General features: G+C 43.2%; 23 protein-coding genes. 13 read left to right on the top strand and 10 right to left on the bottom strand.

Annotated elements, in window-relative coordinates; genetic code table 11:
* Positions 1-108: 108 nt before the first annotated feature.
* From VKA52_RS17885 to VKA52_RS17870, 4 genes are all read left to right on the top strand, one after another.
* Positions 109-1,755, top strand: coding sequence for an SLC13 family permease (locus tag VKA52_RS17885; RefSeq protein WP_237417486.1), 1,647 nt, complete (start codon positions 109-111; stop codon positions 1,753-1,755).
* Between the two features lie 15 nt (positions 1,756-1,770).
* Positions 1,771-2,964 carry an MFS transporter gene (locus tag VKA52_RS17880; RefSeq protein ID WP_326316678.1) on the top strand — a complete coding sequence of 398 codons (1,194 nt, stop codon included), beginning with the start codon at positions 1,771-1,773 and terminating at the stop codon, positions 2,962-2,964.
* Between the two features lie 95 nt (positions 2,965-3,059).
* Positions 3,060-3,233, top strand: coding sequence for a hypothetical protein (locus tag VKA52_RS17875; protein WP_326316677.1), 174 nt, complete (start codon positions 3,060-3,062; stop codon positions 3,231-3,233).
* Positions 3,234-3,255: 22 nt separating this feature from the next.
* Positions 3,256-3,579 carry a CHY zinc finger protein gene (locus VKA52_RS17870; RefSeq protein ID WP_160914125.1) on the top strand — a complete coding sequence of 108 codons (324 nt, stop codon included), beginning with the start codon at positions 3,256-3,258 and terminating at the stop codon, positions 3,577-3,579.
* A 160-nt stretch (positions 3,580-3,739) separates the two neighbouring features.
* Here VKA52_RS17870 and VKA52_RS17865 read toward each other — a convergent pair whose 3' ends face one another.
* The 3 genes from VKA52_RS17865 to VKA52_RS17855 form a co-directional block, all read right to left on the bottom strand.
* Positions 3,740-4,270: a YceI family protein gene (locus VKA52_RS17865; RefSeq protein WP_206947188.1), complete on the bottom strand. Its 531-nt coding sequence runs from the start codon at positions 4,268-4,270 to the stop codon at positions 3,740-3,742.
* Positions 4,271-4,422: 152 nt separating this feature from the next.
* Complete coding sequence (locus VKA52_RS17860) at positions 4,423-4,725, bottom strand: MerR family transcriptional regulator (RefSeq protein ID WP_160914129.1); 303 nt, start codon at positions 4,723-4,725, stop codon at positions 4,423-4,425.
* 28 nt (positions 4,726-4,753) lie between these two features.
* On the bottom strand, positions 4,754-4,909 hold the full coding sequence (locus VKA52_RS17855; protein ID WP_160914131.1) for a Fur-regulated basic protein FbpA: 156 nt from the start codon (positions 4,907-4,909) through the stop codon (positions 4,754-4,756).
* A 275-nt stretch (positions 4,910-5,184) separates the two neighbouring features.
* Here VKA52_RS17855 and VKA52_RS17850 point away from each other — a divergent pair, with 275 nt between their 5' ends.
* Positions 5,185-5,883: an RsbR, positive regulator of sigma-B gene (locus tag VKA52_RS17850; protein WP_326316676.1), complete on the top strand. Its 699-nt coding sequence runs from the start codon at positions 5,185-5,187 to the stop codon at positions 5,881-5,883.
* 208 nt (positions 5,884-6,091) lie between these two features.
* The gene (locus tag VKA52_RS17845; RefSeq protein WP_326316675.1) at positions 6,092-7,153 is read left to right on the top strand and encodes an AI-2E family transporter; all 1,062 of its coding nucleotides are present in this window, start codon (positions 6,092-6,094) and stop codon (positions 7,151-7,153) included.
* A 41-nt stretch (positions 7,154-7,194) separates the two neighbouring features.
* Here VKA52_RS17845 and VKA52_RS17840 read toward each other — a convergent pair whose 3' ends face one another.
* The gene (locus tag VKA52_RS17840) at positions 7,195-8,445 is read right to left on the bottom strand and encodes a cytochrome P450 (RefSeq protein ID WP_326316674.1); all 1,251 of its coding nucleotides are present in this window, start codon (positions 8,443-8,445) and stop codon (positions 7,195-7,197) included.
* A 188-nt stretch (positions 8,446-8,633) separates the two neighbouring features.
* Between VKA52_RS17840 and VKA52_RS17835 the strand changes: the two genes are divergently transcribed.
* The 4 genes from VKA52_RS17835 (at position 8,634) to VKA52_RS17820 (ending at position 13,701) form a co-directional block, all read left to right on the top strand.
* Positions 8,634-10,016: a YjiH family protein gene (locus VKA52_RS17835; protein ID WP_160914139.1), complete on the top strand. Its 1,383-nt coding sequence runs from the start codon at positions 8,634-8,636 to the stop codon at positions 10,014-10,016.
* A 118-nt stretch (positions 10,017-10,134) separates the two neighbouring features.
* Positions 10,135-11,463: an aspartate aminotransferase family protein gene (locus VKA52_RS17830; RefSeq protein ID WP_326316673.1), complete on the top strand. Its 1,329-nt coding sequence runs from the start codon at positions 10,135-10,137 to the stop codon at positions 11,461-11,463.
* 351 nt (positions 11,464-11,814) lie between these two features.
* Complete coding sequence (locus VKA52_RS17825) at positions 11,815-13,116, top strand: Na+/H+ antiporter NhaC family protein (RefSeq protein WP_326316672.1); 1,302 nt, start codon at positions 11,815-11,817, stop codon at positions 13,114-13,116.
* Between the two features lie 102 nt (positions 13,117-13,218).
* A complete protein-coding gene (locus VKA52_RS17820) occupies positions 13,219-13,701 on the top strand; it encodes a GNAT family N-acetyltransferase (protein WP_326316671.1) in 483 nt (160 codons plus the stop codon).
* 38 nt (positions 13,702-13,739) lie between these two features.
* Here VKA52_RS17820 and VKA52_RS17815 read toward each other — a convergent pair whose 3' ends face one another.
* From VKA52_RS17815 to VKA52_RS17795, 5 genes are all read right to left on the bottom strand, one after another.
* On the bottom strand, positions 13,740-14,732 hold the full coding sequence (locus VKA52_RS17815; RefSeq protein ID WP_326316670.1) for a Gfo/Idh/MocA family protein: 993 nt from the start codon (positions 14,730-14,732) through the stop codon (positions 13,740-13,742).
* Positions 14,733-14,744: 12 nt separating this feature from the next.
* Positions 14,745-15,566, bottom strand: coding sequence for an STAS domain-containing protein (locus VKA52_RS17810; RefSeq protein ID WP_160914148.1), 822 nt, complete (start codon positions 15,564-15,566; stop codon positions 14,745-14,747).
* A 178-nt stretch (positions 15,567-15,744) separates the two neighbouring features.
* Positions 15,745-16,494, bottom strand: a complete 750-nt coding sequence (locus tag VKA52_RS17805) for a VCBS repeat-containing protein (protein WP_326316669.1) — start codon at positions 16,492-16,494, stop codon at positions 15,745-15,747.
* 98 nt (positions 16,495-16,592) lie between these two features.
* Positions 16,593-17,048: a hypothetical protein gene (locus VKA52_RS17800; RefSeq protein WP_326316668.1), complete on the bottom strand. Its 456-nt coding sequence runs from the start codon at positions 17,046-17,048 to the stop codon at positions 16,593-16,595.
* A gap of 229 nt (positions 17,049-17,277) precedes the next feature.
* Positions 17,278-18,126, bottom strand: coding sequence for a DUF1206 domain-containing protein (locus tag VKA52_RS17795; protein ID WP_160914154.1), 849 nt, complete (start codon positions 18,124-18,126; stop codon positions 17,278-17,280).
* Between the two features lie 116 nt (positions 18,127-18,242).
* Here VKA52_RS17795 and VKA52_RS17790 point away from each other — a divergent pair, with 116 nt between their 5' ends.
* Entirely contained in the window at positions 18,243-18,473 is a 231-nt protein-coding gene (locus VKA52_RS17790) for an excisionase family DNA-binding protein (RefSeq protein ID WP_160914156.1), read from the top strand.
* 100 nt (positions 18,474-18,573) lie between these two features.
* Here VKA52_RS17790 and VKA52_RS17785 read toward each other — a convergent pair whose 3' ends face one another.
* The gene (locus tag VKA52_RS17785; RefSeq protein ID WP_326316667.1) at positions 18,574-18,954 is read right to left on the bottom strand and encodes a RidA family protein; all 381 of its coding nucleotides are present in this window, start codon (positions 18,952-18,954) and stop codon (positions 18,574-18,576) included.
* A gap of 277 nt (positions 18,955-19,231) precedes the next feature.
* On the opposite strand from VKA52_RS17785, the gene VKA52_RS17780 reads away from it, so the two are divergent.
* Positions 19,232-19,399: an aspartyl-phosphate phosphatase Spo0E family protein gene (locus tag VKA52_RS17780; RefSeq protein WP_160914160.1), complete on the top strand. Its 168-nt coding sequence runs from the start codon at positions 19,232-19,234 to the stop codon at positions 19,397-19,399.
* 364 nt (positions 19,400-19,763) lie between these two features.
* Complete coding sequence (locus VKA52_RS17775) at positions 19,764-21,209, top strand: carbon starvation CstA family protein (protein ID WP_326316666.1); 1,446 nt, start codon at positions 19,764-19,766, stop codon at positions 21,207-21,209.
* Positions 21,210-21,499 lie beyond the last annotated feature (290 nt).

The following is a 21,499-nucleotide window of genomic DNA, read 5'->3' as shown; positions in this document are numbered from 1 at the left end:
GATTCCGGAGTCTTAAGTGGAGGCAGATTCGTTACAAGAGGGGACATTTTATGATAAAATTTGGAAATATTCATACATATTTGACTAATAGAAAGTGAGGGAACTTGGATGGGTGCGCAGTCATTGATAAGTGGTGTATGGAGCCGCCTTTGGTCCATGCACGACGAAGCGAAGGATTTATTGAGGTTTACAGTCACTGGAAATTCCAACGGTTCATCAGCAGCGAAGGAAACGAACCAAAAGACGGAAGGTCAGGACCCGGGTCCGTCCTTTGATACACGTCAAAAAGTAGGGCTTTTTTTAGGGCCGATTTTGTTTGCGCTTACACTTTTGTTTTTAGAAGCGGACGGGTTGTCGCAAAGCGCCGTAGCTGTGTTGGCAAGTACGGTGTGGATTGCTACATGGTGGATTACGGAAGCGATTCCGATCCCTGCGACTTCTCTTCTGCCGTTGATTCTTTTTCCTCTCACTGGAGGATTGGACGGGGGGATGACAGCTTCTTCCTATGGAGATAATACGATCTTCCTCTTTATGGGAGGTTTTCTCATTGCCCTTGCGATGCAAAAGTGGAACCTGCATAAGCGGATGGCTTTGTTCATTATCGCATCCGTAGGAACAAGCACAGAACAAATCGTCCTTGGTTTTATGGTCGCAACAGGCACCTTGTCGATGTGGATTTCCAATACAGCGACGGCCATGATGATGGTCCCGATCGGCATGGCGGTCATCTATCAAGCTTCTGAACAATTGAAGAAAAAAGGGGAAGCCGTGGACCATGAAAACTTCAATTTCGGAAAAGCAGTTATGCTCGGGGTCGCTTATAGTGCTTCTATTGGGGGACTAGCTACTCTGATAGGAACGCCGCCGAATACGATTTTCAAAGCTGTCGTTGAACAAACGTACGGAATAGAAATCAGCTTTGCTGGCTGGATGGCTTTCGGTGTTCCGTTGACGATTCTATTCCTGGCACTCGCATGGTTCTATTTAGTGAAAATTGCGTACCCTATGAAAATTAAAGAATTGCCTGGGGGCAGGAAAGTCATCGGGGAAGAGAGGCGTGCGCTAGGGGTCATGAGTGTAGAAGAAAAAATCGTCATGACGGTGTTCGCTGTGACAGCAGTGGCTTGGATTTCCCGGTCATTTTTACTCGTAAATATCAATGAAAATATTAACGATACGATGATCGCTATGAGCGCATCCATTCTCCTTTTTCTCATTCCTTCCAAGAACAAGAAAGGGGATTACCTCCTGGACTGGGAGACAGCGAAAGGGCTGCCGTGGGGAATCCTGCTTCTGTTTGGAGCGGGTCTGGCTATTGCCGCAGGATTCCAGGAAACGGGGCTAGCTGAATGGATTGGTACGCAACTGACGATTTTAGAGGGTGTCAGTCTGATCCTGATCGTTGTTATCGTTGCAGCGCTAGTCATCTTCTTAACGGAAATCACATCGAATACAGCGACAGCGACGATGATGTTCCCCATTATGGCCTCTTTGGCCAGCGCCATTTCGGTTCACCCATACAGTTTAATGATTGCGGCGGGTGTAGCAGCAAGTTGTGCTTTCATGCTGCCGGTTGCGACACCTCCGAACGCCGTCGTTTTCGGAAGTGGATATTTGAGAATTCCGGACATGGCTAAGGCCGGACTCTGGTTGAATATTGTCGCGGTCGTGTTGATTACCATCGCCATTTACTTTTACCTGCCGTTCGTTTGGGGGATCGATTTAACGACATTCCCAGACCGTTTTAATTCATAACAAAGGATGATGGATATGGAAGCTGCACAACCAAACAGACAACCGTACACACCTGAACAGAGTGAATTTTGGCGGGTGACCATCGCTTTGATGTTAGCTTCCTTATCCATATTCTCCACGTTGTATGTTTTCCAGCCACTACTCCCTGTGTTTACAGATCAATTCCAAGTATCGGCTACGGAGTCCAGTTTTCTCATGTCTTCCTGTGTTATGGCTATGGTTGTCGGCCTTTTTGTTCTCGGCTTTTCTGCCGATCGATATGGCCGTGCTGTTGTCATGAAAGTTTCTTTGTTTATCACAGCTGGAACCCTCATCCTCTTGCCATTGACTCCGACATTCGGGTGGATGGTGTTGCTTAGGTTGATCCAGGGGTTCTTTTTAGCGGGCATCCCGGCTGCAGCAATGGGGTATTTGGGAGATGAGGTAGCTCATAAACACCTGGGACTAGCTATGACCTTATACATATCCAGCAATGCCCTCGGTGGAATGGGAGGGAGAGTAGTTGGCGGATACGTGACGGATTTGCTTAACTGGCAGTCGACATTGTATATCTTTGCGGGTTTCGGGCTGCTTTCTGCTCTTCTGTTTTTCATCATTTTTCCGAAAGAACGCTTTTTCGAAAAAACAAATCAGGCCATCGGTGATGATTTGAAAGGGATGCTTGTCCACTTGAAAAGTCGTTCCATGCTTGCCTTGTTCTTGATGGGGGTGCTGCTTCAAATCGTCTTTACGGCCATTTGGACTTATCTCCCTTTTCATTTGCAGGGAGAGCCGTTCAACTGGTCCTTGAAATGGATTGCCTTCACTTACTTTGCCTATATTTTCGGAGTTCTCGCGCCTCCTCTTGCAGGACGGGTCTCTGATGTAATTGGTCTGAAAAAAGTCATGTTCACTGGGGTGACTGTCCTCCTTGTTGGGGCGAGTCTAACCGCGCTTCCATCTGGAATGTTTGTGCTCTTGGGATTGTCTCTCATTTGCATGGGATTCTTTGTTGCTCATTCCATGGCTGCCGCTCTTGTCAGTAAATCCGCCACCCATCATAAAAGCGGGGCATCAGGCTTCTACTTGATCAGCTATTACCTTGGCGTAGCCATCGGAAGTACCGCCATCGGCACCCTATGGGAGAACTATCACTGGATAGGTGTTTTAAGTGTAACTCTCCTGCTCATCCTTCTATTTATCTTTCTGCCCTATTATCAGAACGATTGATAGATTTATCCATTTCCTGGATGACCTGGTACACCTTATTTTGGTAATTACTCGTGTTATAATCGAGTGAAGATGGATATAGTAGGAGGATTCGTGTGGGTTGGATCATCTATGTGGCTGAGTTTGCTATTATGCTTTACTTATTTTTAAAAGTAAGAAATCTTGAGGGGATGATCGAAAAGCAGGAGTATGATCATCAAGAAATGAAAGTATCCTTAGAACGACTTCATGAAAAAATGGATCAAGCTTCCCGTCATGAAGATAGATAAAAGATTTAAAGGAGAGAATAGAATGAGAGACGCACCTCTCGTGAAAGGAAATCAAGTAGATACCGAGACCAGGTGTGCGCACTATCACAGTGAGGTGGATGTAATTGCCATCCGTTTTTACTGTTGCGGGGAATATTATGCGTGTTATTCCTGTCATCAGGAAGAGGCGGGTCATGAACCGCAGCGCTGGCCGAAGAGCTCCTGGGAGGAGCGGGCGATTCTCTGTGGCAGCTGTGACCATGAGTTGACCATTGATGAATATATGAAATCGTCTCAATGTCCTGTCTGTCAGCATGGTTTTAATGAAGGCTGCCAACTGCATTATCCTCTATATTTTGATATGTAGCTTTAGATCTTGATGGCGGAGTTTTCATATCTTCGGCAAGGCAGCAGGGGGAGGGTCCTGTTTTTAAATCCAAGGGACTTTATGCCCTTAACCTTTTTGATTAAAGAAATTGAAAACATGGAAAAGCTGAGTCTGTAACCGGACTCAGCTTTTTTTCACGTTATTCTCCTACAACAAACTCAAAGTTCCCTTCGAATTTAACATCTTTCCCTAACAGAACTCCGCCAGTTTCAAGGGCCGCATTATAGGTTAAGCCATATGCTTCCCGATCGATTTTCCCGCTCACATCGAAACCAGCGATTGTGCTGCCATCCAGTGGACTCTTGGAAGTTCCGTTATATTCAACGGTGAAGGTTTCCGTGTGAGTCATTTCTTTGATTGTGAAATCACCGGTAACTTCAAATTCATCATCTGATATTTTCTTGATGGAAGTGCTGCGGAACACAAGGTTCGGATATTGATCGGCTTCGAAAAAGTCACCGGAACGAAGGTGACCGTCGCGCTGTTCGTTTCCAGTATTAATAGAAGTCACTGGAATGGTAACGGTCACTTCGGCAGAGGGTAAATCATTGAGATCACCGGAAAATTCCACGTCGAATGTTTCAAATTCACCCTTCGCTTTGGATACCATCATATGTTTAATTTGGAAGTTCAAGCTGCTGTGGACTTGATCTAACGTTAATTTAGTCATTTTATATTCCCCTTTGAAATAAAATAGTTTGAATTCTAAATAAAACTATACGCTCTATTTATTTTGAAGTCAAGATATTTTATGTCGAGATATTTAAAGTGTGCAAAAAAAAGCCCTGGACCTAGGGGTGTCCGGGCTGCCTGTAAGTGAATTCATTTATTCATTCGAAAATGGGCATTCAGTTGCCCGCGAAGCATGCGCTCCATCATCTTTCCTTTGTGGGAAGACTGTAAATCTTTTCGGATCTCGTAGGTTTGTACACCTTCTTCCCGTTTGTCAGCAATTTGCAAGAGGGTTTCAACATCAGAAAAGGAATACTTTCGTGTTCCTCTCTTGGTACGTTCTGGATAAATCAATTCCCTCTCTTCATAATATCGTATTTGCCTGAGGGAAAGGCCTGTGAGTTCATTGACTGTACCAATCGAAATGACCTTTTTGTGCTTGTAAGATGACATCACTTCTCCTCCTCGATGTTGCGCCTCCTTATGGCCGTTCAATCCTTGAAGCAAGAGCTTCGAGCTCCGTTAATGTCAACGACTGGAGCATTTCATCAGAGGCTTGATACATCCCTGCATCAATAAGTTTTTGGATGTAATGTTCTTTCATACTTTCAACGGCGGTCCTCAAATGGTTTTTCATTAAGGTTCACTCCCGTATGTGTAGAATCTTTCATTCTCTGGCGCAATGGATCGTCGGGTTGCAAAAGGGACCATGATCTCCTCCTATTCGTATCTGATGAATATAGAATAGCTGAAAAAAATCTGTATGTCACTTAATATGTTAGAAAATCTAACATAAAATAATTCGGTTGTTATATTTATTAACATGAACACATTCGACTTTTTTCACCTCTACCTCAGAAAAGGAAAAGAGATTATAATAAAGGAAATTAATTGGATAAGGTGGGAGCAACGATGGCTATAATGACTTCAGATCTCACGATGACAGATGCGCTTAATAGCATAGGAGAGAGTATCTTGCTTGCAGACCACAATTATGATCTGGTGTGGATGAATGATGCGGCCCGTGATCTTTTCTCAGATATCGCTCCGTTATTCGGATACAAGAGTCCTGATGATTTAATTGGTGTAAATATGGATAAGTTCCATTCTTATCCGTTTAAACAACGGGGACTTATGGAAGGGCTGAGTAAGAAACACCAAGTGAGAATCAACATCAAGAATAGATTTGTCGCAGATACCGTGATCACTCCAATGAAAAATGCAGAGGGAGAAACAAGTTACTATACCATCATGTTAATGGATGTAACGACAAAGACTGAAGAAGAGGAGCGGAAGGACCATCTTATTGAATCGCTTTCCATTCCTATTTTAAAAGTGTGGGACCATGCTGTGGCTGTACCGCTCATTGGTGATTTGGATGAAAAAAGAGTGGATCACCTGATTTCTTCTTTACTGAAAAAATGTACAGAGGGTGATATACAATACGCTTTATTAGATTTGAGCGGTATCCATAAGTTCAATGACCAGTTCAGCAGACACTTAAAGCAGCTGAATCAGTCGCTTCAACTAGTAGGGAAGGGACTGAATGTCTCGTGGTTGGGATCACACCAAGGCTGGCTCTTTCGTTTCAATACTTTGACAAAGGCCTGAAAACATTCAAGAATACGTATGCAGGATTACGATATATCATCCAACATGATTCTTGAAAAGACTTGCCCATGGGTAGGTCTTTTTTTGTGGTGTGTATTAAATTTGAGGGAGTTGTCAAAAATGGAAGGATTTTATTAAGTACCTCTGATCATTGAGTTTACGATCCGTCCATTTAGTGAATTATTGGGGTAAAAGGACGGTGAGGAACATGTGGATCAAACACTCATTCTTTAAGTACATCACAGCAGCTATACTTATACTTATCTTGTATTATTTCTTAGAAAAACTAGAGCTATTGAATCCGGTCAAGACGATCTTTGGAACTTTATTTTATCCGATGCTGATTGCCGGGTTCCTTTTTTATATCCTGAGGCCTCTCGTGAATGCTATGGCGAAATCAAAATTCTTTCCTCTGCCTGTGGCTATTCTGATCGTTTTTGCAGGAATTGGTGGGATGATTTACGGGGGCATCCGTTTTTTGGCAGGTACGATAAAAAAGCAGATTACGGATATATCGGAACTGCCTGAAAAACTAAGACAGACGGCGGAAGAAGCAGGACAGAAACTTGAGGAAAACGATATGGGGATGGTCTCCGTTGTTTCGATTAAACAGCGGGTCACTGAATATTTCGGTGGGTTGACTCAACAAATCGGGGAACACATGATGAGTGTTTTTTCCACTATTGCAGGAGCGACTACGGTCCTGATTATCGTTCCCTTCGTCTTGTTTTTCTTTTTGAAGGATGGCCATAAACTGGTTCCTTTTTTAGAAAGGGCCCTGCCTGAGAAACATAAACCACGCGGAGAGAAGCTGCTTAAGGATTTAGATTATACGGTCTCATCCTATATTATCGGACAAGCGACAATTGCAGCTGTGGATGGTGTTTTGACCTATATCGGTTACGTGATTATTGGACTTGATTATGCATTAATACTAGGGATATTTGTGATGTTGACGTGTGTGATTCCTTTTGTGGGCCCTGTCATAGGAGCGATTCCGGCGATTGTGGTTGCCCTTATGCAGGAACCCTCCATGGCCATTTATGTCATTATCACGTTCATTGTCGTTCAACAATTAGAGGGGAATTTAGTGGCCCCTTTAATCTTCGGAGAACGTTTGGATATCCACCCATTAACAGTCATTCTGTTACTGGTAGTGGCGGCCCCTTTATATGGTGTGGTGGGGATGATCATCGCTGTTCCTACGTATTCTGTAATAAAAGTATTACTGAAACACGGGTATGATTTTTACCGTCTTTATCACCCTTGAAAAAACCGTCCAGGAAATCTCCTGGACGGTTTTTTCGTTCATCAATTCTTAAAGTGAACATTGCTTATCGTAAACCCGCTCTTCGGTAGAGTCGGAATCTTTTTCAAATTATAGCTGTAGTCTTGTTTTGGTACTTCATACCCTAAGTGTTTAGTCATGTACCGGAAACTGGCTTGCAGAACTTCAATGGTCGGCCATTCCCCTGGGCAGCGGTGTCCTGTATAATATCCGCCTCCACCTTGAGGGATCAAGTCGAACAATCCTCCATCCCAGTCGATGAATCTTTCAGGGTTGAACTGATCCGGATTTTCCCACACTTTAGGATCATGGTTGATTCCATAAATGTCGATCAAGACGAGCTGGTCTTTTTTAAACGGATACTGCTGCCATGTGAAATCATGGTCCACTCTTGCTCCGAGAAACGGGACAAAAGGAAAGTAGCGCCGTACTTCCTGCGCAAATCGGAATAAATATTCGTCATCCAGGGAAACACGTGTCTGAATTTCTGGATGTTCATGAAGAGCGACACCGCCGAAAGCGATGAATTTGGATATGGCTACAAGTGGGCGGATCACATTCAACACTTCAATGGCTGCCATTCTAGCGTCTAACGGCTGACCTTCCAAATCTTTATGCATAGCCATTTCATATATAGCTTTTCCTTTTTCTGCATGAAGATCCCCTTGTCGCGTTTGTAAAATGAGGCCTTCTATCCAATCTTCCGACCGTTTTCTCGCTCTTCTGCTTTCGATGTGTTTCGGGCCGACCGCACTGAATCCATCGATCATGTTACTCAAATCTCTGGTTCTTTTCTTTACCTCTTTTTCTTCTAATGGAATGCCGGCCCATTCGCACGCAGTCCGGCACAACAATTCACGGGACTCGTCGTAAAGCGTCACTTTTTTCATGCCGCTCCATTTTTTAGTGAAACGTGCCCAGTTTTTCGTTGTGATTTCATACAGTTCCTGTAGAGCCTCAGGAGTCATCAGTGACATGAACAGCAATTTGCGGTGAGTGTGCGCCTCGCCATCCATCGTCTGAATCGCATTTTCACCGAATAAAGTTTTCAATACTCTTTTAGGGAGTGCATTCTTTCGATTCATAAGACTGGTGTCGTAAAAAAGTTTCGCCCCCTCGATTCCGCTCAGTAGAGCCACTTTTTCTCCAAGTACCCTCGTTTCATATACATCCAAATGGTGATTCTGCACGCGTTTTGGTATGAAGTTGTAGCCCTCTTTAAAAATGGCGAGTGTATTATCGATCGTCTTGTCTTTCGGTACCTTAACCGTCATTATGTAACGCCTCCTATACTAGCAATCTTCTAATTGTCTTTATTCCTTTTTCTTTACCAGAATAAACCGTCTTAAAAAACTTGATAAAACCTATTGAATTTTCATGCATGAAAATGTATAGTTACTAACTATCATGAGTTGTGTATTTATACTTTATTTTGCATAAAAATGACAGAGGAGGACGAATCATGGCTATTCAACAATCAAAAGTAAGCACTATTCCAACATCCACATCCTATACAATGAAGCAATGGATGAAATTTCTTCTACCATCTTTGGTCGGGGTCTTATTATTCCTCGTCCCCATCTCTGTTGATGGACGAGTGACGATCGGACTCGGTTTAATGGCAGATGGACTTCAAGCAGCGATCGGTACCTGGATTCCTTTATTTATGACCATTGTCATCTCTATTTCTGCCATTGGTAGTCTTGCAATTAAGGGCGCCAACAATACAATAAGAAATCATCCATTCATTGCGAATGTTTTTGATGTTGGACCGTTCTGGATGATTTTGCGTTTTCTGGGAGCAGCTTTTGCTATCCTTACGCTTACAGAGGCAGGACCTTCTTTTATCGGTTCCGAACTGACAGGGGGCGTTGTCCTCTATGATCTAATTCCTGTGCTTATGGTTTGGTTTCTTTTTGCGAGTTTATTTATGCCGTTGCTGCTGGAGTTCGGTCTGATGGACCTGATCGGCACGGTCGTAAGAAAAGTGATGCATCCCCTTTTCAAATTGCCTGGTCGTTCATCTGTAGATGCGATGGCTTCCTGGATGGGAAGCGGGACGGTAGGTGTGCTGTTGACCACTCAGCAGTACGAGAATGGTTACTATTCCAAACGTGAAGCGGCAGTCGTGGCTAGTAATTTCTCCATTGCGTCCATTGCGTTCAGTCTGGTGATTGCTAAGTTTTTATCCATTGACCATATGTTTGTATCTTTTTACTTTACCGTAGTGATTTGTGGAATTGTCGCTGCAGTCGTTTGTCCAAGAATCCCGCCGCTTTCCTTGAAAAAAGAAACCTACCATGAGCCGGTCGGAAAACAGATTGATGAAATCGTGCCAGAAGGGACGTCGACATTTAAATTCGGTCTTGACCAGGCGGTAGCTAAAGCGGATCAAGTGAAAAGCGCTGGATCAATCGTGAGAAAAGGGATTTTCAATGTAGCGGACATTTGGTTCGGTCTCATCCCGCTGGTGATGGCTCTTGGAACCATTGCCCTGGTCATTGCCGAATTCACACCTGTATTCACATGGCTTTCATACCCATTCGTTCCATTTTTGAATCTGTTGCAAATTCCAGAAGCCGCGGAGGCAGCACCAGCGATGATCGTTGGATTTGCAGATATGTTCCTGCCTGCTGTGGTAGGGAGTGGAATTGAATCAGAACTTACCCGTTTCATTATTGGAGTCATGTCACTAACGCAGTTGATTTACATGTCTGAAATCGGAATTCTATTGATTAAGTCCAAAATTCCAATCAACTTCTTCGAGCTTTTTGTGATTTTCCTGCAGCGTACGGTCATTACACTACCAATTGCTGCTCTGTTAGCTCATCTATTATTCTTTTAACAATTTTCCAGGGAAAGGATAGAATGTCTTAACCCTAAAACAAACATTCTAGAAACCATTCCTAATGAGAATTACGTAAAACACCATGAAATTTTCATTTAACATCAGGAGGAACATTATGACACAGCATTGGACACATCGATTAGAACGGATGTCGGAGAGGCTCGCACCAAGTATGGCTAAAGATCATCCTAATTTACCAGTAGTAAAAGAAGAAGGTTGTTACTATTATGGGGTAGACGGGAAGAAGTACTTGGATTTTACGTCTGGAATCGCTACGACAAATGTCGGTCATCGTCATCCGAAGGTAGTGGAAGCCATTAAAGAGGGAGCAGACAGTCTTGCGCATGGACCTTCAGGCGTCATTATCTATGAATCTATCCTTAAGTTGGCTGATCGCCTTGCTGAAATTATGCCTGGAAACCTGGACTGTTTCTTTTTTGGGAATAGCGGAACGGAAGCAGTAGAGGGAGCTATCAAATTAGCTAAACATGTAACAAAACGGCCTTATATCGTTTCTTTCATCGGAGGGTTCCATGGAAGGTCAATGGGAGCTTTAAGTGTAACAAGTTCAAAGAGTAAATACCGTCAGTTTCTGCAACCTCAAGGCTCCTATTCTATTCCTTTTGCAAGGGTTGAAGATTGTCCGAATGGAGAAGATCCGGAAGTCTATGTAGTCCGTCAGTTAGAGCGGGACTTTCAACGGTTGTTTGACCATCAGGTAACCCCTGAGGAGGTCGCCGCGGTCATCGTAGAGCCTGTACTCGGCGAAGGAGGGTATGTTGTACCTCCGAAAGCGTGGCTGCAAAAGCTGAGAGAACTATGCGATACCTATGATCTTTTACTCATCTTTGACGAAGTTCAGACAGGTTTTGGGAGAACAGGTGAATGGTTCGCAGCTGATACATTCGGTGTGGTTCCGGATATCATGGCTATTGCTAAAGGAATTGCGAATGGACTGCCTTTGAGTGCAACGGTGGCCTCCAAAGAGTTGATGCATCAATGGCCCCTTGGAAGTCATGCTACGACTTTCGGCGGGAACCCCATCGCTTGTTCTGCTGCCAATGCCGTTCTCGATGTGATGGAAGAAGAGAGCCTGCTGGAAAATGCAAAAAAGCAGGGAGCGCATGCAGCAAATAAGCTAAGAGAGCTGCAGGCCAACCATCCGGTAATTGGAAATGTTCGAGCGATTGGGTTGATGATCGGGATTGAAATTATTGATCCGTTAACGAAGAAACCCGACAGTGAAGGGCTTTTTAAAATTTTGGATCAAGCACTGGAACATGGGGTCCTGTTTTATTTTGGTGGCAATAAAACGGAAATCATCAGGATGATCCCTCCATTAACTGTAACAGAGGAGCAAATTGACGAAGGGTTGAAGATGTTTGAAGAAGCATTGATTGCCTACGAAAAAGAGATCGGGCATTCTTCTATAACTGTAAGATAAAAAAAGGCGTAGCTGAACATTCAGCTACGCCTCATTTATTTACAATAGGGGAGGTCATTACATGCATAAGTTTCGCTCATCCCTTCATCTTTTTGGGGGTTTTGGATAGTCCTTAACGTTCTTTAATGTATCGATCAAAAAAACATGGAAGATCGGAGCGGCTGACATGGGATGGGAGGGATAGTGGAAGATGTACCCTGTACTCGGATAGAATCGTGAATCTGTAGGCTGGGAAAGCTTCTCAGACTTGATATCTCATCTTCTCGTGTTGTAGAGTATGAAAGAGCTTATCAAGGTCATTTTGCTTCTTAAGTGGATATTATGAACGAATCCTGACAAAGGAGGATTTTTATGGAAACGAAAGATTTGAATAAGGGGAATGGATGGGCATTGATTCCGTTCGGGGTATTCATCCTGTTGTTCATCGGGTCAGGAATATTGACCGGTGACTTTTATAAAATGCCTGTTTTGGTGGCTGTTTTTGCTGCTATTCTCGTTGCCCTTTTCATGAATAGAAAAACAGCTTTTCAAACGAAGCTGCAACAATTGACGGAAGGCGGAGGGCATTCCAATATCATTTTGATGGTGATCATCTTCTTATTGGCCGGCGCCTTTTCTACAGTCGCTGAAGGGATGGGAGCTGTTGATTCAACTGTCAATTTAGGTTTGAGTGTACTGCCAGGCAACTTGCTTATCGTAGGCTTGTTTATTATCGCCTGTTTCATCTCTATCTCCATGGGGACTTCTGTGGGGACAATAGTTGCTCTTGCCCCTGTCGGCATGGGGATTGCAGAGCAGACAGATGTTGCGGTGGCACTGACGATGGGAGCGATTGTCAGTGGAGCGATGTTTGGTGACAACCTTTCCATTATTTCTGATACGACGATTGCGGCCGTCCGTACGCAGGGAACAGAAATGAAGGACAAGTTCAAAGCAAACTTCTTTATCGTGCTTCCTGCCGCGATTGTGACGGCTGTTATTTTTGGTGTGTTGACAACGGATGCAGCGTCGACGCTTCAGGAGGACCATCCGTTCAATATTGTAAAAGTGCTGCCGTATCTTGGAGTTCTTATTTTTGCCGTTATGGGAATCAATGTCATCTATGTCCTTATGGGAGGTATCGGCTTTGCGGGCTTGATCGGCCTCATTATGGGAGACTTTTCAGTGATGGAATTTGTGACCCTTGTAGGAGATGGTTTTGCAGGCATGCAGGAATTAGCCTTGTTGGTGATTCTGCTGGGCGGCCTTGTGGAATTGATTCGTCAAAACGGGGGCATTGATTTTCTTCTTCAAAAGATAAGTCGAGGTGCTCATTCGAATCGAGGTGGAGAATTCAGCATTGCAGGGTTGGTAAGTGCCGTGAACGTATCGACGGCCAACAATACGATCTCGATCATGACAGCTGGGCCGCTTGCTAAACAAATCTCAGAAAGGTTTGAGATTGACTCGAAGAGGTCAGCGAGTTTACTGGATATCTTCTCAAGTTCTGTTCAAGGATTGCTCCCTTATGGTGCTCAAATCTTGTCCGTAGCAGGAGTAGCCAGCCTATCACCTGTCAGTATTGTCCCTTACTGTTTTTATCCCATCCTGCTTGCAATATCCGGGCTTCTGGCTATCGTGTTTCGTTTTCCTAAATTTACAGTCCGAAATTAATGGGTTCAAAATAAAAGAATAGGGAATAATCACAGTACCAGGCGTTCCGTCTGGTACTGAATTTATGTGTTCCGGGTTTATTCTTAAAGAGGAGATTGATTTATGGAAGTTTCCATTGAAGGCATTAACCACAGTCACGTTGAAGTGTTGCATAAGTGGGAAATGGATGAAAAATTACAAGTGCAGACAGGTGTGGATGTTCCACGTACATATGAGCAATTTCTTAATGCTTATGAAGCCTACTTCAATGGTGAAAACCCGAATTTGTACATGAAAGCTGTGGTTTTGGATGAACGCTTAATTGGAAAAGTGGAATTGTTTCGAACGCCAGAGAGGGATTTTATCGGTATGGTGATCGCAGAAAAGAGGAACTGTGGGGTTGGAACTGAGGCTTTGCATTTATTTCTTGAAGAGATTCAGACTCTTTTTGGCATGGAGAACGTTTTCGCTGAAGTTTATGAGGATAATCAGGGAAGCTTACGCTTTTTTGAAAAGAATGGATTTAGACCCACTGGGGAAATGATAGAGGAATGGTTTCGAGGTAAGAAAAGGCCATTAGTAACATTAAAAAAAGAGCTGAAATAACACCTGACCCATCATGTACATGATGGGTCAGGTGTTTTTTATTCAATGATTATTCTCTTATCATTTTTGTGTGAAAGAGCGGCTGCTTCATTGACGGAGGTCAAGCGAAGAGCATCTTCTTTCGTAATGTCCGGGTTCTTTTGAAGGAGGATATCATCCACCCATTGCTGCATAGGAGAGCGCGTGGCGGGAGGGAGGTCAGGGGACGTCCACTCATCCATTCCGTGGGTACGGCTTTTGATCCGCACTTCGCTTCCCTCCACCATAAGTGTCCCGTTCGTTCCGTAAATTTCGAGCTGGAAAGGGCTTCCGGATGATACAAAACTTGATTCCAATACTGCCAGGATACCAGATTCATATTCTACCGTGGCGACAGAGTGGTCATCCACACCGCGCCCCATGAGTGAATGCAGCTGGGCAGACACAGCCTTGGGTTCTCCGGCAAGGCGATTTGCTAAATAAATCGGGTGGGCTCCAAGGTCGATTAATGTACCGCCTCCACATTGGTCCTTGTCAAAAAAACGTTCTGGGAGCCAGCCGTTTTTATGGTCTTCATTGGGTACCGCTCCATTATGGGCCACACGGCAGCGGATCATATTGACAGTTCCCAGTGTACCGTCATTGATGATTTTTTGAGCATAAAGATAATAACGGGAAGTTAATCTCGGTAAGGAGACCATAAATTTCACGCCAGCATTTTCAATAGTAGAGAAAATTTCTTCATCATCCGTTCTATTGAAGGAGAGGACTTTCTCTGTGTAAATATGCTTTCCGTGGTTTGCGGCGGCCGTGATGATTTCCTTATGGGCGTTTGTTGGACTTGTGACAATGACACCATCAATTTCTGGATCTGAAAGTACGCGTTCCAGTTGGTCATCAAAAGGTACTCCGAGTTCTTCTGCCCAGATTTTCCCCCGCTCTACATCTTCATCCCAAACTTTCGAAATGGAAACAGAAGGATTTTCGGAGGCTTCACGTGCATAATCAACCGCATGCACGTGCCACTTGCTTAATAAAGCTACGCGAATCATCGGTTCAGCTCCTTAATCGTTATCATTAATGGTAATCAAAGCCTGCTTAAGATCATTAAAGGTCTCCAGTTCCTCGAAGTTCATTTCAGACTGGATAGCTGCAATCGCCATTTCTGTTCTTATCCCGGTCAACACCGTTCTCGTTCCCAGTAATTTAATGGTTTTTGTCAAATTGAACAAATCATTTATGAAAACTTCATTGAACGTAGCGATTCCCGAAAAATCAATGAAAAGCAGCCTTAATCCATGCTCTTTGATTTTATGTAGCGTATGATCCTTGACCACATCAAAACGTTCCGTGGAAAATTCTCCAACTAATGGAAGGACGGCTTGAAATTCATCGATCAGAACGACAGGGGTGGAAACGGAATTCAAGTGCTTTTCCATTTCTTCATGTTCTCTTTCTTTTGTTTTATTATAACTGTCTGTCGTAGCTCGAATCGCAGCATCAAAGGCGTTCACCACTTCTTCCGCCACGACAAAGCCTTCTTCTATTTTTGCCTCCTGAATGAGGTTGGAACTCCTCATGTGCTTCATAAGAGAAAGACGGAAAACACTCAGTACATCTACGGTTTGTTTTAAAAGGACCCCTTTAGAGTAGAGGTAATTTTCGGTGTCGTAACCAATGGCAGCTGCATTCGCTTCATCCGGGTGCTGCAGAAGACTTTTGGCTACGCGGTCAAGAAGTAGACGAAGCATTTCAAAATGGTAATTCAGATCTTGATCTGTATAGTTGATTTGAAGCTTGTCCAAGGTTTTTGGGAGTAATTCGTTCACCAATGTGGTTTGGTTATCATTAAAATATTGGGCTAAACGTTCATTTAATCGTTCCATATCGTTCTCCTTCCATTAACGTTAGTTTTTCTTATACCCCATTTTATCTTAGTATAACGATGAATGTGAAATTTTCATCATGAATTTCTTCAGTTATTGAAGGCCAGGGAATCAATCATGTACCTGGTACCAGAAAGATTGAATAAAGGACCAGGTACAAGGGGGATTAGTGCCAGGTTTACACGTCCGTGCTCATTCCTAAAACTGCCACATATTGATTATCAAAAAAAGGGACAAAACCACTGTCTTTCCACGTCAGCGGGGTTTGAACCAAACCCAGTCCATCTGCATTATATTGTCCGATAATTCGCTGGAAAGCGAACAACTCATAAACCCCGTCACCGTCAAAATCAACAGGGTAAAGGGTATTCAATCCGGAGACGGAGCCCTGGAGCGGTGCTTTTAATGTCCCATCCTTATTATAAAGTTCTGATAGATAGTCTGAGTCTCTGTTGCTAAGGTTGATAATAAAAGTTAGACCAAGAGTCTTGTTCAGGACTTCAACTTTATACTGGTCTTGATAGTTGACTTCATATTCGTATGTTTCATCAAATGTTTCGTAGTCGAAGAGGACTTGTGCTTGGTTGTTTAAAAAAGAATACAAATAATAGAATCCATAACCGCCGCTACCGCCAGAGTCCATGCTAATCAAAATGTCATCGACGCCATCCCCTGTGAAGTCCCCAAGAAAAAGTCGTGGTTGATAAGCCATGTTCGTTTTTAACGGGACGCTATAAAAAAGGTTTGTTTGGCCATCCTGAATGATCAGAGTGATGTTTATAATATAAGGACTGTCCGGTGTTTTTTCACCGACTAGATAAACTTGATCTTCGATAAAGTCTCCATTTACATCACCCTTAGCATAGGAAAGAATGTTTGAAGTTGCTGAGGGTTGCTGCTGCCTGTAAAAATAGGGGTACGTGTACATGAGACTACCACCTTTTTTTAATACTTTATGCAAAATGGGCGTGACGTGACAATTATGCAAGATATAAAAAAGAGCCGTATATAACGGCTCAGGAATCATTAAAGGCGGTTGAAGCCTTCCTGCTCAAGGAAGTTTACTGCTTCTTCGTAGGAATTGAACGTGCCTTCCAGCTGTTCTTCCGCGTACACATGAAAGCCATCTTCTTCACGCATAAGAACCAGGGACTGGTCGTTGTCGTTCAGCCATTCCTCCATGACTGGATTTTTTTCAGCAGGGGAGAGGGACAAGGATTCGATCGCATCCCGGATCAACGTGCGGAGTTCATCACGGCCGATCTCCTTTATATTGACCATCCCTTTGTCGTCTGTATTATAACCATCCATTTCCCCGGCATAAACAAAACCGTTGCCATTCGGGTGGAGGCGGTAGACAACAATTTTTTTATCATAGACGCTCTCTTCATAATGGAAATTCACTCTTCCGAGAGAAATCTCTTTCTTATCAAGTTCAGGAAATTCCTCAATGATGTTCAGTTTTTCTTCAAATGTAAGCATAAGCTCCTCCTGAGGTGTTTTTTAGTAGCCCTAGTATAGCATAAGGAGAGGCGTAAACGCTTTGTTGCTTTCAGATAATAATTATGGTATATTATTTGAGCGATGAGCTGTTTGTGTAAGACGAAGTACATGCTTTTTATAAAGCTAAACGACGAATGTGGTCGTCGGTATATTCGCGACAAAAATCAAAAGCCTTTCCTCACTGAGGAAAGGCTTTTTCTAATGGGATTTATTTTTTTCCGAAGTTCATGCGTGCGTAACGTCCACGCACCATTTGGTAGACGCCATATAAAACTAATCCAACCGCAGCTATTCCCAGTAATATTTGCCCGAAAGGCTGTTGGGCAATTTCAGAAAGTGCCCCGTCCAGCCCTTTGGCCTCATCAGGGTTTGCAGTCAAGGCGGTTTGAATGAAAAAGAATCCGATGAGCCCGAGTACGATGCCCCGTGCGGATAATCCGAATTTTCCGGATTTTTCGGCTACATTCCTTTTATGACGGTCCATTTCACCTGTATTCATTTTTTTCATGAATTTCCCTGTGCTGCCTTGATAAATTTCATAAAGACCATACCCGATAACAATAGCTCCAAGAAGTCCGACAAGCCACTGGCCAAAAGGCTGGGATAAGAGTTTAGCTGAGAGCGTCTGCTCTGAGTTACCGCTGCTGGAACCAGCATTGAGTGCGATTTTAATGGCATTGAAAGCCAGGGAACCGTAAATGACAGCACCAACAATGTACCCGAACCGAGTAATCAATCCTTTCCCATCTGTTCCTTCGTTGTTGGGGTCCATGATGGATTTTGTAGCGAGCCAGGAAATATATCCGACCAAACCAATACCAATAATCCAAAGTAATATTTCTCCAAAAGCGACACCGGCAAGGGAGCGGAACAATCCGTTCGTTCCGGTAGTTTTTCCGCCCACGCCAATAGCGGCCATCAGAGTTAATATCCCAATCAGGGCATAAACAATCCCCTTGGCCATGTACCCGATCCTTCCGAACCTCCTTACCCAAGGTTTGATTTCTTCACTTGCTTCTGAACGCTTACTTTTGTTTGTGGCCATCGTAGAAGCCATAGTATCCCTCTCATTTCGTTGATATATTTTCTAATGTAATTCCCACATTTATAGAAAAAGAAACTTTCCGTAAAAAAAGAAATGATATAATGCAAGGGAAAGAAGGGTGACAGGTTATGTATTTAACAGTTGAAGAAACAGCAGAATATCTCGATCTTCCTGAAGACTACCTCAGGCATTTGATTTTGAATCATAAAATTAAAGCCATCCATGATGGAAGGCAGTATTTAATCAATAAGAACCAATTCCACAATCATCTGGAACAGATAGAGAACTACCGGAAAATGATTCAAGAATATTTGAGTGAACCACTCCCTGAGGATCCGGATGTTAAAGATGAAGATTAATGATTAAAACAAAAAAGAAGCAGAGCCTGATGAGCTCTGCTTCTTTTGGAATAAAGTGGACACAAAAACACGTTGATGTTCGAATATTATGAATGCAGATTCACTCTCGCGTAGCAATCGCTTCTATTTCCACTTTTGCTCCTTTAGGGAGTTTGCTAACTTCTACAGCTGCACGGGCAGGGTACGGTTCAGCCAAATAACTCGCATACACATCGTTGACCGCTGCAAAATCATCCATGGAGTCCAAATATATGTTCATTTTTACAACATTCTTGAAAGAGAGGTCTGCTTCTTCCAGTATTGCACGAATGTTTTTCATAACCTGGTGTGTCTGTTCTGTAATATCACTAGAAACAAATTCCATTGTCTCAGGATCTAGAGGGATCTGACCAGAAATAAATACGATATGTCCAAGGTCTGTGGCTTGAGAATATGGACCAATCGCACTTGGGGCTTGATTTGTAGAAACAGCTTTAAACATGACTGCCACTCCTTTATGTAGGTTTTATTCATCCTATCATGATTTTTGTGATAGAGAAATAGAATCATTCCCCGGGAAATGTCGACAATTTTTTTGTAATCTCTATGAAAGTACTGAAAAAATGGCGGAAAAGACTTATACAGAAATATTTTTGTCCGATATTATATGTAGAGAAAAAGGTAATTAATAGGAAGAATAATTATTTTTGGAAAATATTTTAAAATAGTAGTTTAGAGTGGTTTATTTAGGGTAAGGTACGAGTGAAGGAGCTGAGATCATGCCTTATAAAGAACGTTTAGAAAAGCAAATAGAAGAATTAAGAACGCGCATGTATGAGATTTATAACAATAATCCAACGGATGCTGAACTATTGAGAATTTCACAAGAGTTAGATGATCTACTGAATCGTTTTAGTGAACATAGACAATACCAATGCTCTAATTAAATGATATGAATACATAGGGCCTTAGGTGTTTGAAACGCTGCAGTCACTATGGTATCTTTAAAACAATGCCACCCTTGCAATCGAAACGACTGCGGGAAACTTAACCATTTCTATAGGGTGGCAGGTTACATAACAAACCTGAAAACTTCTGCGTTGAATCGCAGGAGTTTTTTTGTGCTCAATTAACCTTGCCATGCATCGCATTGGAAGCAGGATGATTCCTATAAGTAAGGGAATTTTCATGGAATCGCTTTATATTTAAGAAAAAAAAGATAAAAATATAAATATTCAGAAAAAGGGTTGTGATTCGACATAATCATCGCTAGAATACTCCTTACATTCAATTTTGAAAGGAGGCTCAGCGATGATCACATTTATCGCATCTATTGCTTTACTTGTCGTCGGATATCTTTTTTATGCAAAGGTGGTTGAACGAATTTTTGGGATCAATGATCAAAAAAACACACCTGCATATGAAAAGAACGATGGTTTTGACTATGTGCCTATGAGCTGGTGGAAAGCGAGTCTTATCCAGCTATTAAATATCGCTGGGCTTGGACCTATATTCGGAGCCGTGATGGGAGCGTTATACGGTCCCGTAGCTTTTATCTGGATCGTTGTGGGCTCCATTTTTGCAGGAGCTGTCCATGACTATTTCTCAGGAATGCTTTCCCTTCGTCACGATGGTGCCCAATACCCGACGCTTGTCGGAAAATACTTAGGCCGCCCTGCCCGGTCGGTGATCAATCTTCTATCTATTGGTCTTATGGTCTTGGTTGCCGCAGCATTCACTGCCGGCCCGGCTCAATTAATGGCAGAAATCACGCCCTTGGGATTTTTTACATCTGTTTTAATTATTTTTTCATATTTTCTTGTGGCAACCCTTTTACCCATAAACAAAATTATTGGGAAAGTGTACCCGTTTTTTGGGGCAATCTTAATCTTCATGGCTGTCTCCATCGGAGTAGGAATGTTCTTCTTTGAGCATCCGATTCCTAATTTGACGGTCAGCAACCTCCATCCAGATGAACTACCGATCTGGCCGATGCTGATGGTGACGATTTCCTGCGGAGCTATATCCGGCTTCCACAGTACTCAAAGTCCAATTCTTGCTCGAACGCTGAAAAAAGAGAGTGAAGGAAGAAAAGTATTCTATGGCGCGATGATTGCTGAAGGAATTATCGCCTTGATCTGGACAGCTGCCGGCATGACGTTCTTCGGTAATACAGGTGGACTTCAAACAGCACTAGCTGAAGGAGGGCCAGCCGGGGTTATCAATGAAATCAGCAGTACTACCCTGGGCACGCTTGGTGGTATTCTGGCCGTTCTAGGTGTCATTATCCTGCCTATTACTACGGGCGATACGGCATTGCGATCTTCGCGTATGATGCTTGTGGACTTTGCGCGTCAGGTCAGTAAAAAGAAATTTGAAGGAAAGTGGACACCGCTATTCTTCGCGATCCCTGTTGCGATTCCAACATTCCTGTTAACACAAATGGATTACAGCTTCCTTTGGAGATATGTAGGTTGGTCCAATCAGGTGGTAGCGACAGTCATGCTTTGGACAGGAGCTATGTATTTATTGAAGAACCACAAGTTCCACTGGATCTGCAGTGTCCCCGCTCTTTTCATGACAGCTGTAGTAAGTTCTTATATTTTCTACGCTCCTGAAGGTTTTGGATTGGAGTATTCTACGTCCATGATCTTAGGTTCCATCATCTGGATTGTTGTCGCAACATGGTTTGTATGGCAAGTCATTAAACAAAAAGTAAGAAAAGAAGATCCAATCATTACATCAAAAGCAGGATAATCCAAAAGCCGCTTAACCCCATGGTTAAGCGGCTTTTAAATATTTATTAGAGATAATGGCAGGATTGTTGAAGACTCAGTTTCGAGACTTTCCAGGGTTCGTTGCCCGGGTTGAGCGTCAGGGGTGGCTGGGAAGCTACTCGCTTTCCAGTGGGGGAGTGGCGAGCTTCCTCGGGCTACGCCCTGCGGGATCTCGCCGATCTCCTTTCTCCCACGGGAGTCTCGCAGCTTCCCAACCACCCCATACGAAAAAGGGTGAGAAACGAACCCCTTTGCCCAGTATGAGTGCCT

The organism is Halobacillus sp. HZG1 (genome assembly GCF_035818575.1).
GTDB lineage: Bacteria > Bacillota > Bacilli > Bacillales > Halobacillaceae > Halobacillus > Halobacillus litoralis.
Note: the sequence above shows the minus strand (reverse complement) of the source record. Positions and strands in the feature narration are given on the sequence as shown.

What these genes read in the sequence shown, in the direction of transcription:
- VKA52_RS17885 (WP_237417486.1), top strand. Translation starts at nt 109, where the DNA reads ATGGGTGCGCAGTCATTGATAAGTGGTGTATGGAGCCGCCTTTGGTCC.
- VKA52_RS17880 (WP_326316678.1), top strand. Translation starts at nt 1,771, where the DNA reads ATGGAAGCTGCACAACCAAACAGACAACCGTACACACCTGAACAGAGT.
- VKA52_RS17870 (WP_160914125.1), top strand. Translation starts at nt 3,256, where the DNA reads ATGAGAGACGCACCTCTCGTGAAAGGAAATCAAGTAGATACCGAGACC.
- VKA52_RS17865 (WP_206947188.1), bottom strand. Translation starts at nt 4,270, where the DNA reads ATGACTAAATTAACGTTAGATCAAGTCCACAGCAGCTTGAACTTCCAA.
- VKA52_RS17860 (WP_160914129.1), bottom strand. Translation starts at nt 4,725, where the DNA reads ATGTCATCTTACAAGCACAAAAAGGTCATTTCGATTGGTACAGTCAAT.
- VKA52_RS17855 (WP_160914131.1), bottom strand. Translation starts at nt 4,909, where the DNA reads ATGAAAAACCATTTGAGGACCGCCGTTGAAAGTATGAAAGAACATTAC.
- VKA52_RS17850 (WP_326316676.1), top strand. Translation starts at nt 5,185, where the DNA reads ATGGCTATAATGACTTCAGATCTCACGATGACAGATGCGCTTAATAGC.
- VKA52_RS17845 (WP_326316675.1), top strand. Translation starts at nt 6,092, where the DNA reads ATGTGGATCAAACACTCATTCTTTAAGTACATCACAGCAGCTATACTT.
- VKA52_RS17840 (WP_326316674.1), bottom strand. Translation starts at nt 8,445, where the DNA reads ATGACGGTTAAGGTACCGAAAGACAAGACGATCGATAATACACTCGCC.
- VKA52_RS17835 (WP_160914139.1), top strand. Translation starts at nt 8,634, where the DNA reads ATGGCTATTCAACAATCAAAAGTAAGCACTATTCCAACATCCACATCC.
- VKA52_RS17830 (WP_326316673.1), top strand. Translation starts at nt 10,135, where the DNA reads ATGACACAGCATTGGACACATCGATTAGAACGGATGTCGGAGAGGCTC.
- VKA52_RS17825 (WP_326316672.1), top strand. Translation starts at nt 11,815, where the DNA reads ATGGAAACGAAAGATTTGAATAAGGGGAATGGATGGGCATTGATTCCG.
- VKA52_RS17820 (WP_326316671.1), top strand. Translation starts at nt 13,219, where the DNA reads ATGGAAGTTTCCATTGAAGGCATTAACCACAGTCACGTTGAAGTGTTG.
- VKA52_RS17815 (WP_326316670.1), bottom strand. Translation starts at nt 14,732, where the DNA reads ATGATTCGCGTAGCTTTATTAAGCAAGTGGCACGTGCATGCGGTTGAT.
- VKA52_RS17810 (WP_160914148.1), bottom strand. Translation starts at nt 15,566, where the DNA reads ATGGAACGATTAAATGAACGTTTAGCCCAATATTTTAATGATAACCAA.
- VKA52_RS17805 (WP_326316669.1), bottom strand. Translation starts at nt 16,494, where the DNA reads ATGTACACGTACCCCTATTTTTACAGGCAGCAGCAACCCTCAGCAACT.
- VKA52_RS17800 (WP_326316668.1), bottom strand. Translation starts at nt 17,048, where the DNA reads ATGCTTACATTTGAAGAAAAACTGAACATCATTGAGGAATTTCCTGAA.
- VKA52_RS17795 (WP_160914154.1), bottom strand. Translation starts at nt 18,126, where the DNA reads ATGGCTTCTACGATGGCCACAAACAAAAGTAAGCGTTCAGAAGCAAGT.
- VKA52_RS17790 (WP_160914156.1), top strand. Translation starts at nt 18,243, where the DNA reads ATGTATTTAACAGTTGAAGAAACAGCAGAATATCTCGATCTTCCTGAA.
- VKA52_RS17785 (WP_326316667.1), bottom strand. Translation starts at nt 18,954, where the DNA reads ATGTTTAAAGCTGTTTCTACAAATCAAGCCCCAAGTGCGATTGGTCCA.
- VKA52_RS17780 (WP_160914160.1), top strand. Translation starts at nt 19,232, where the DNA reads ATGCCTTATAAAGAACGTTTAGAAAAGCAAATAGAAGAATTAAGAACG.
- VKA52_RS17775 (WP_326316666.1), top strand. Translation starts at nt 19,764, where the DNA reads ATGATCACATTTATCGCATCTATTGCTTTACTTGTCGTCGGATATCTT.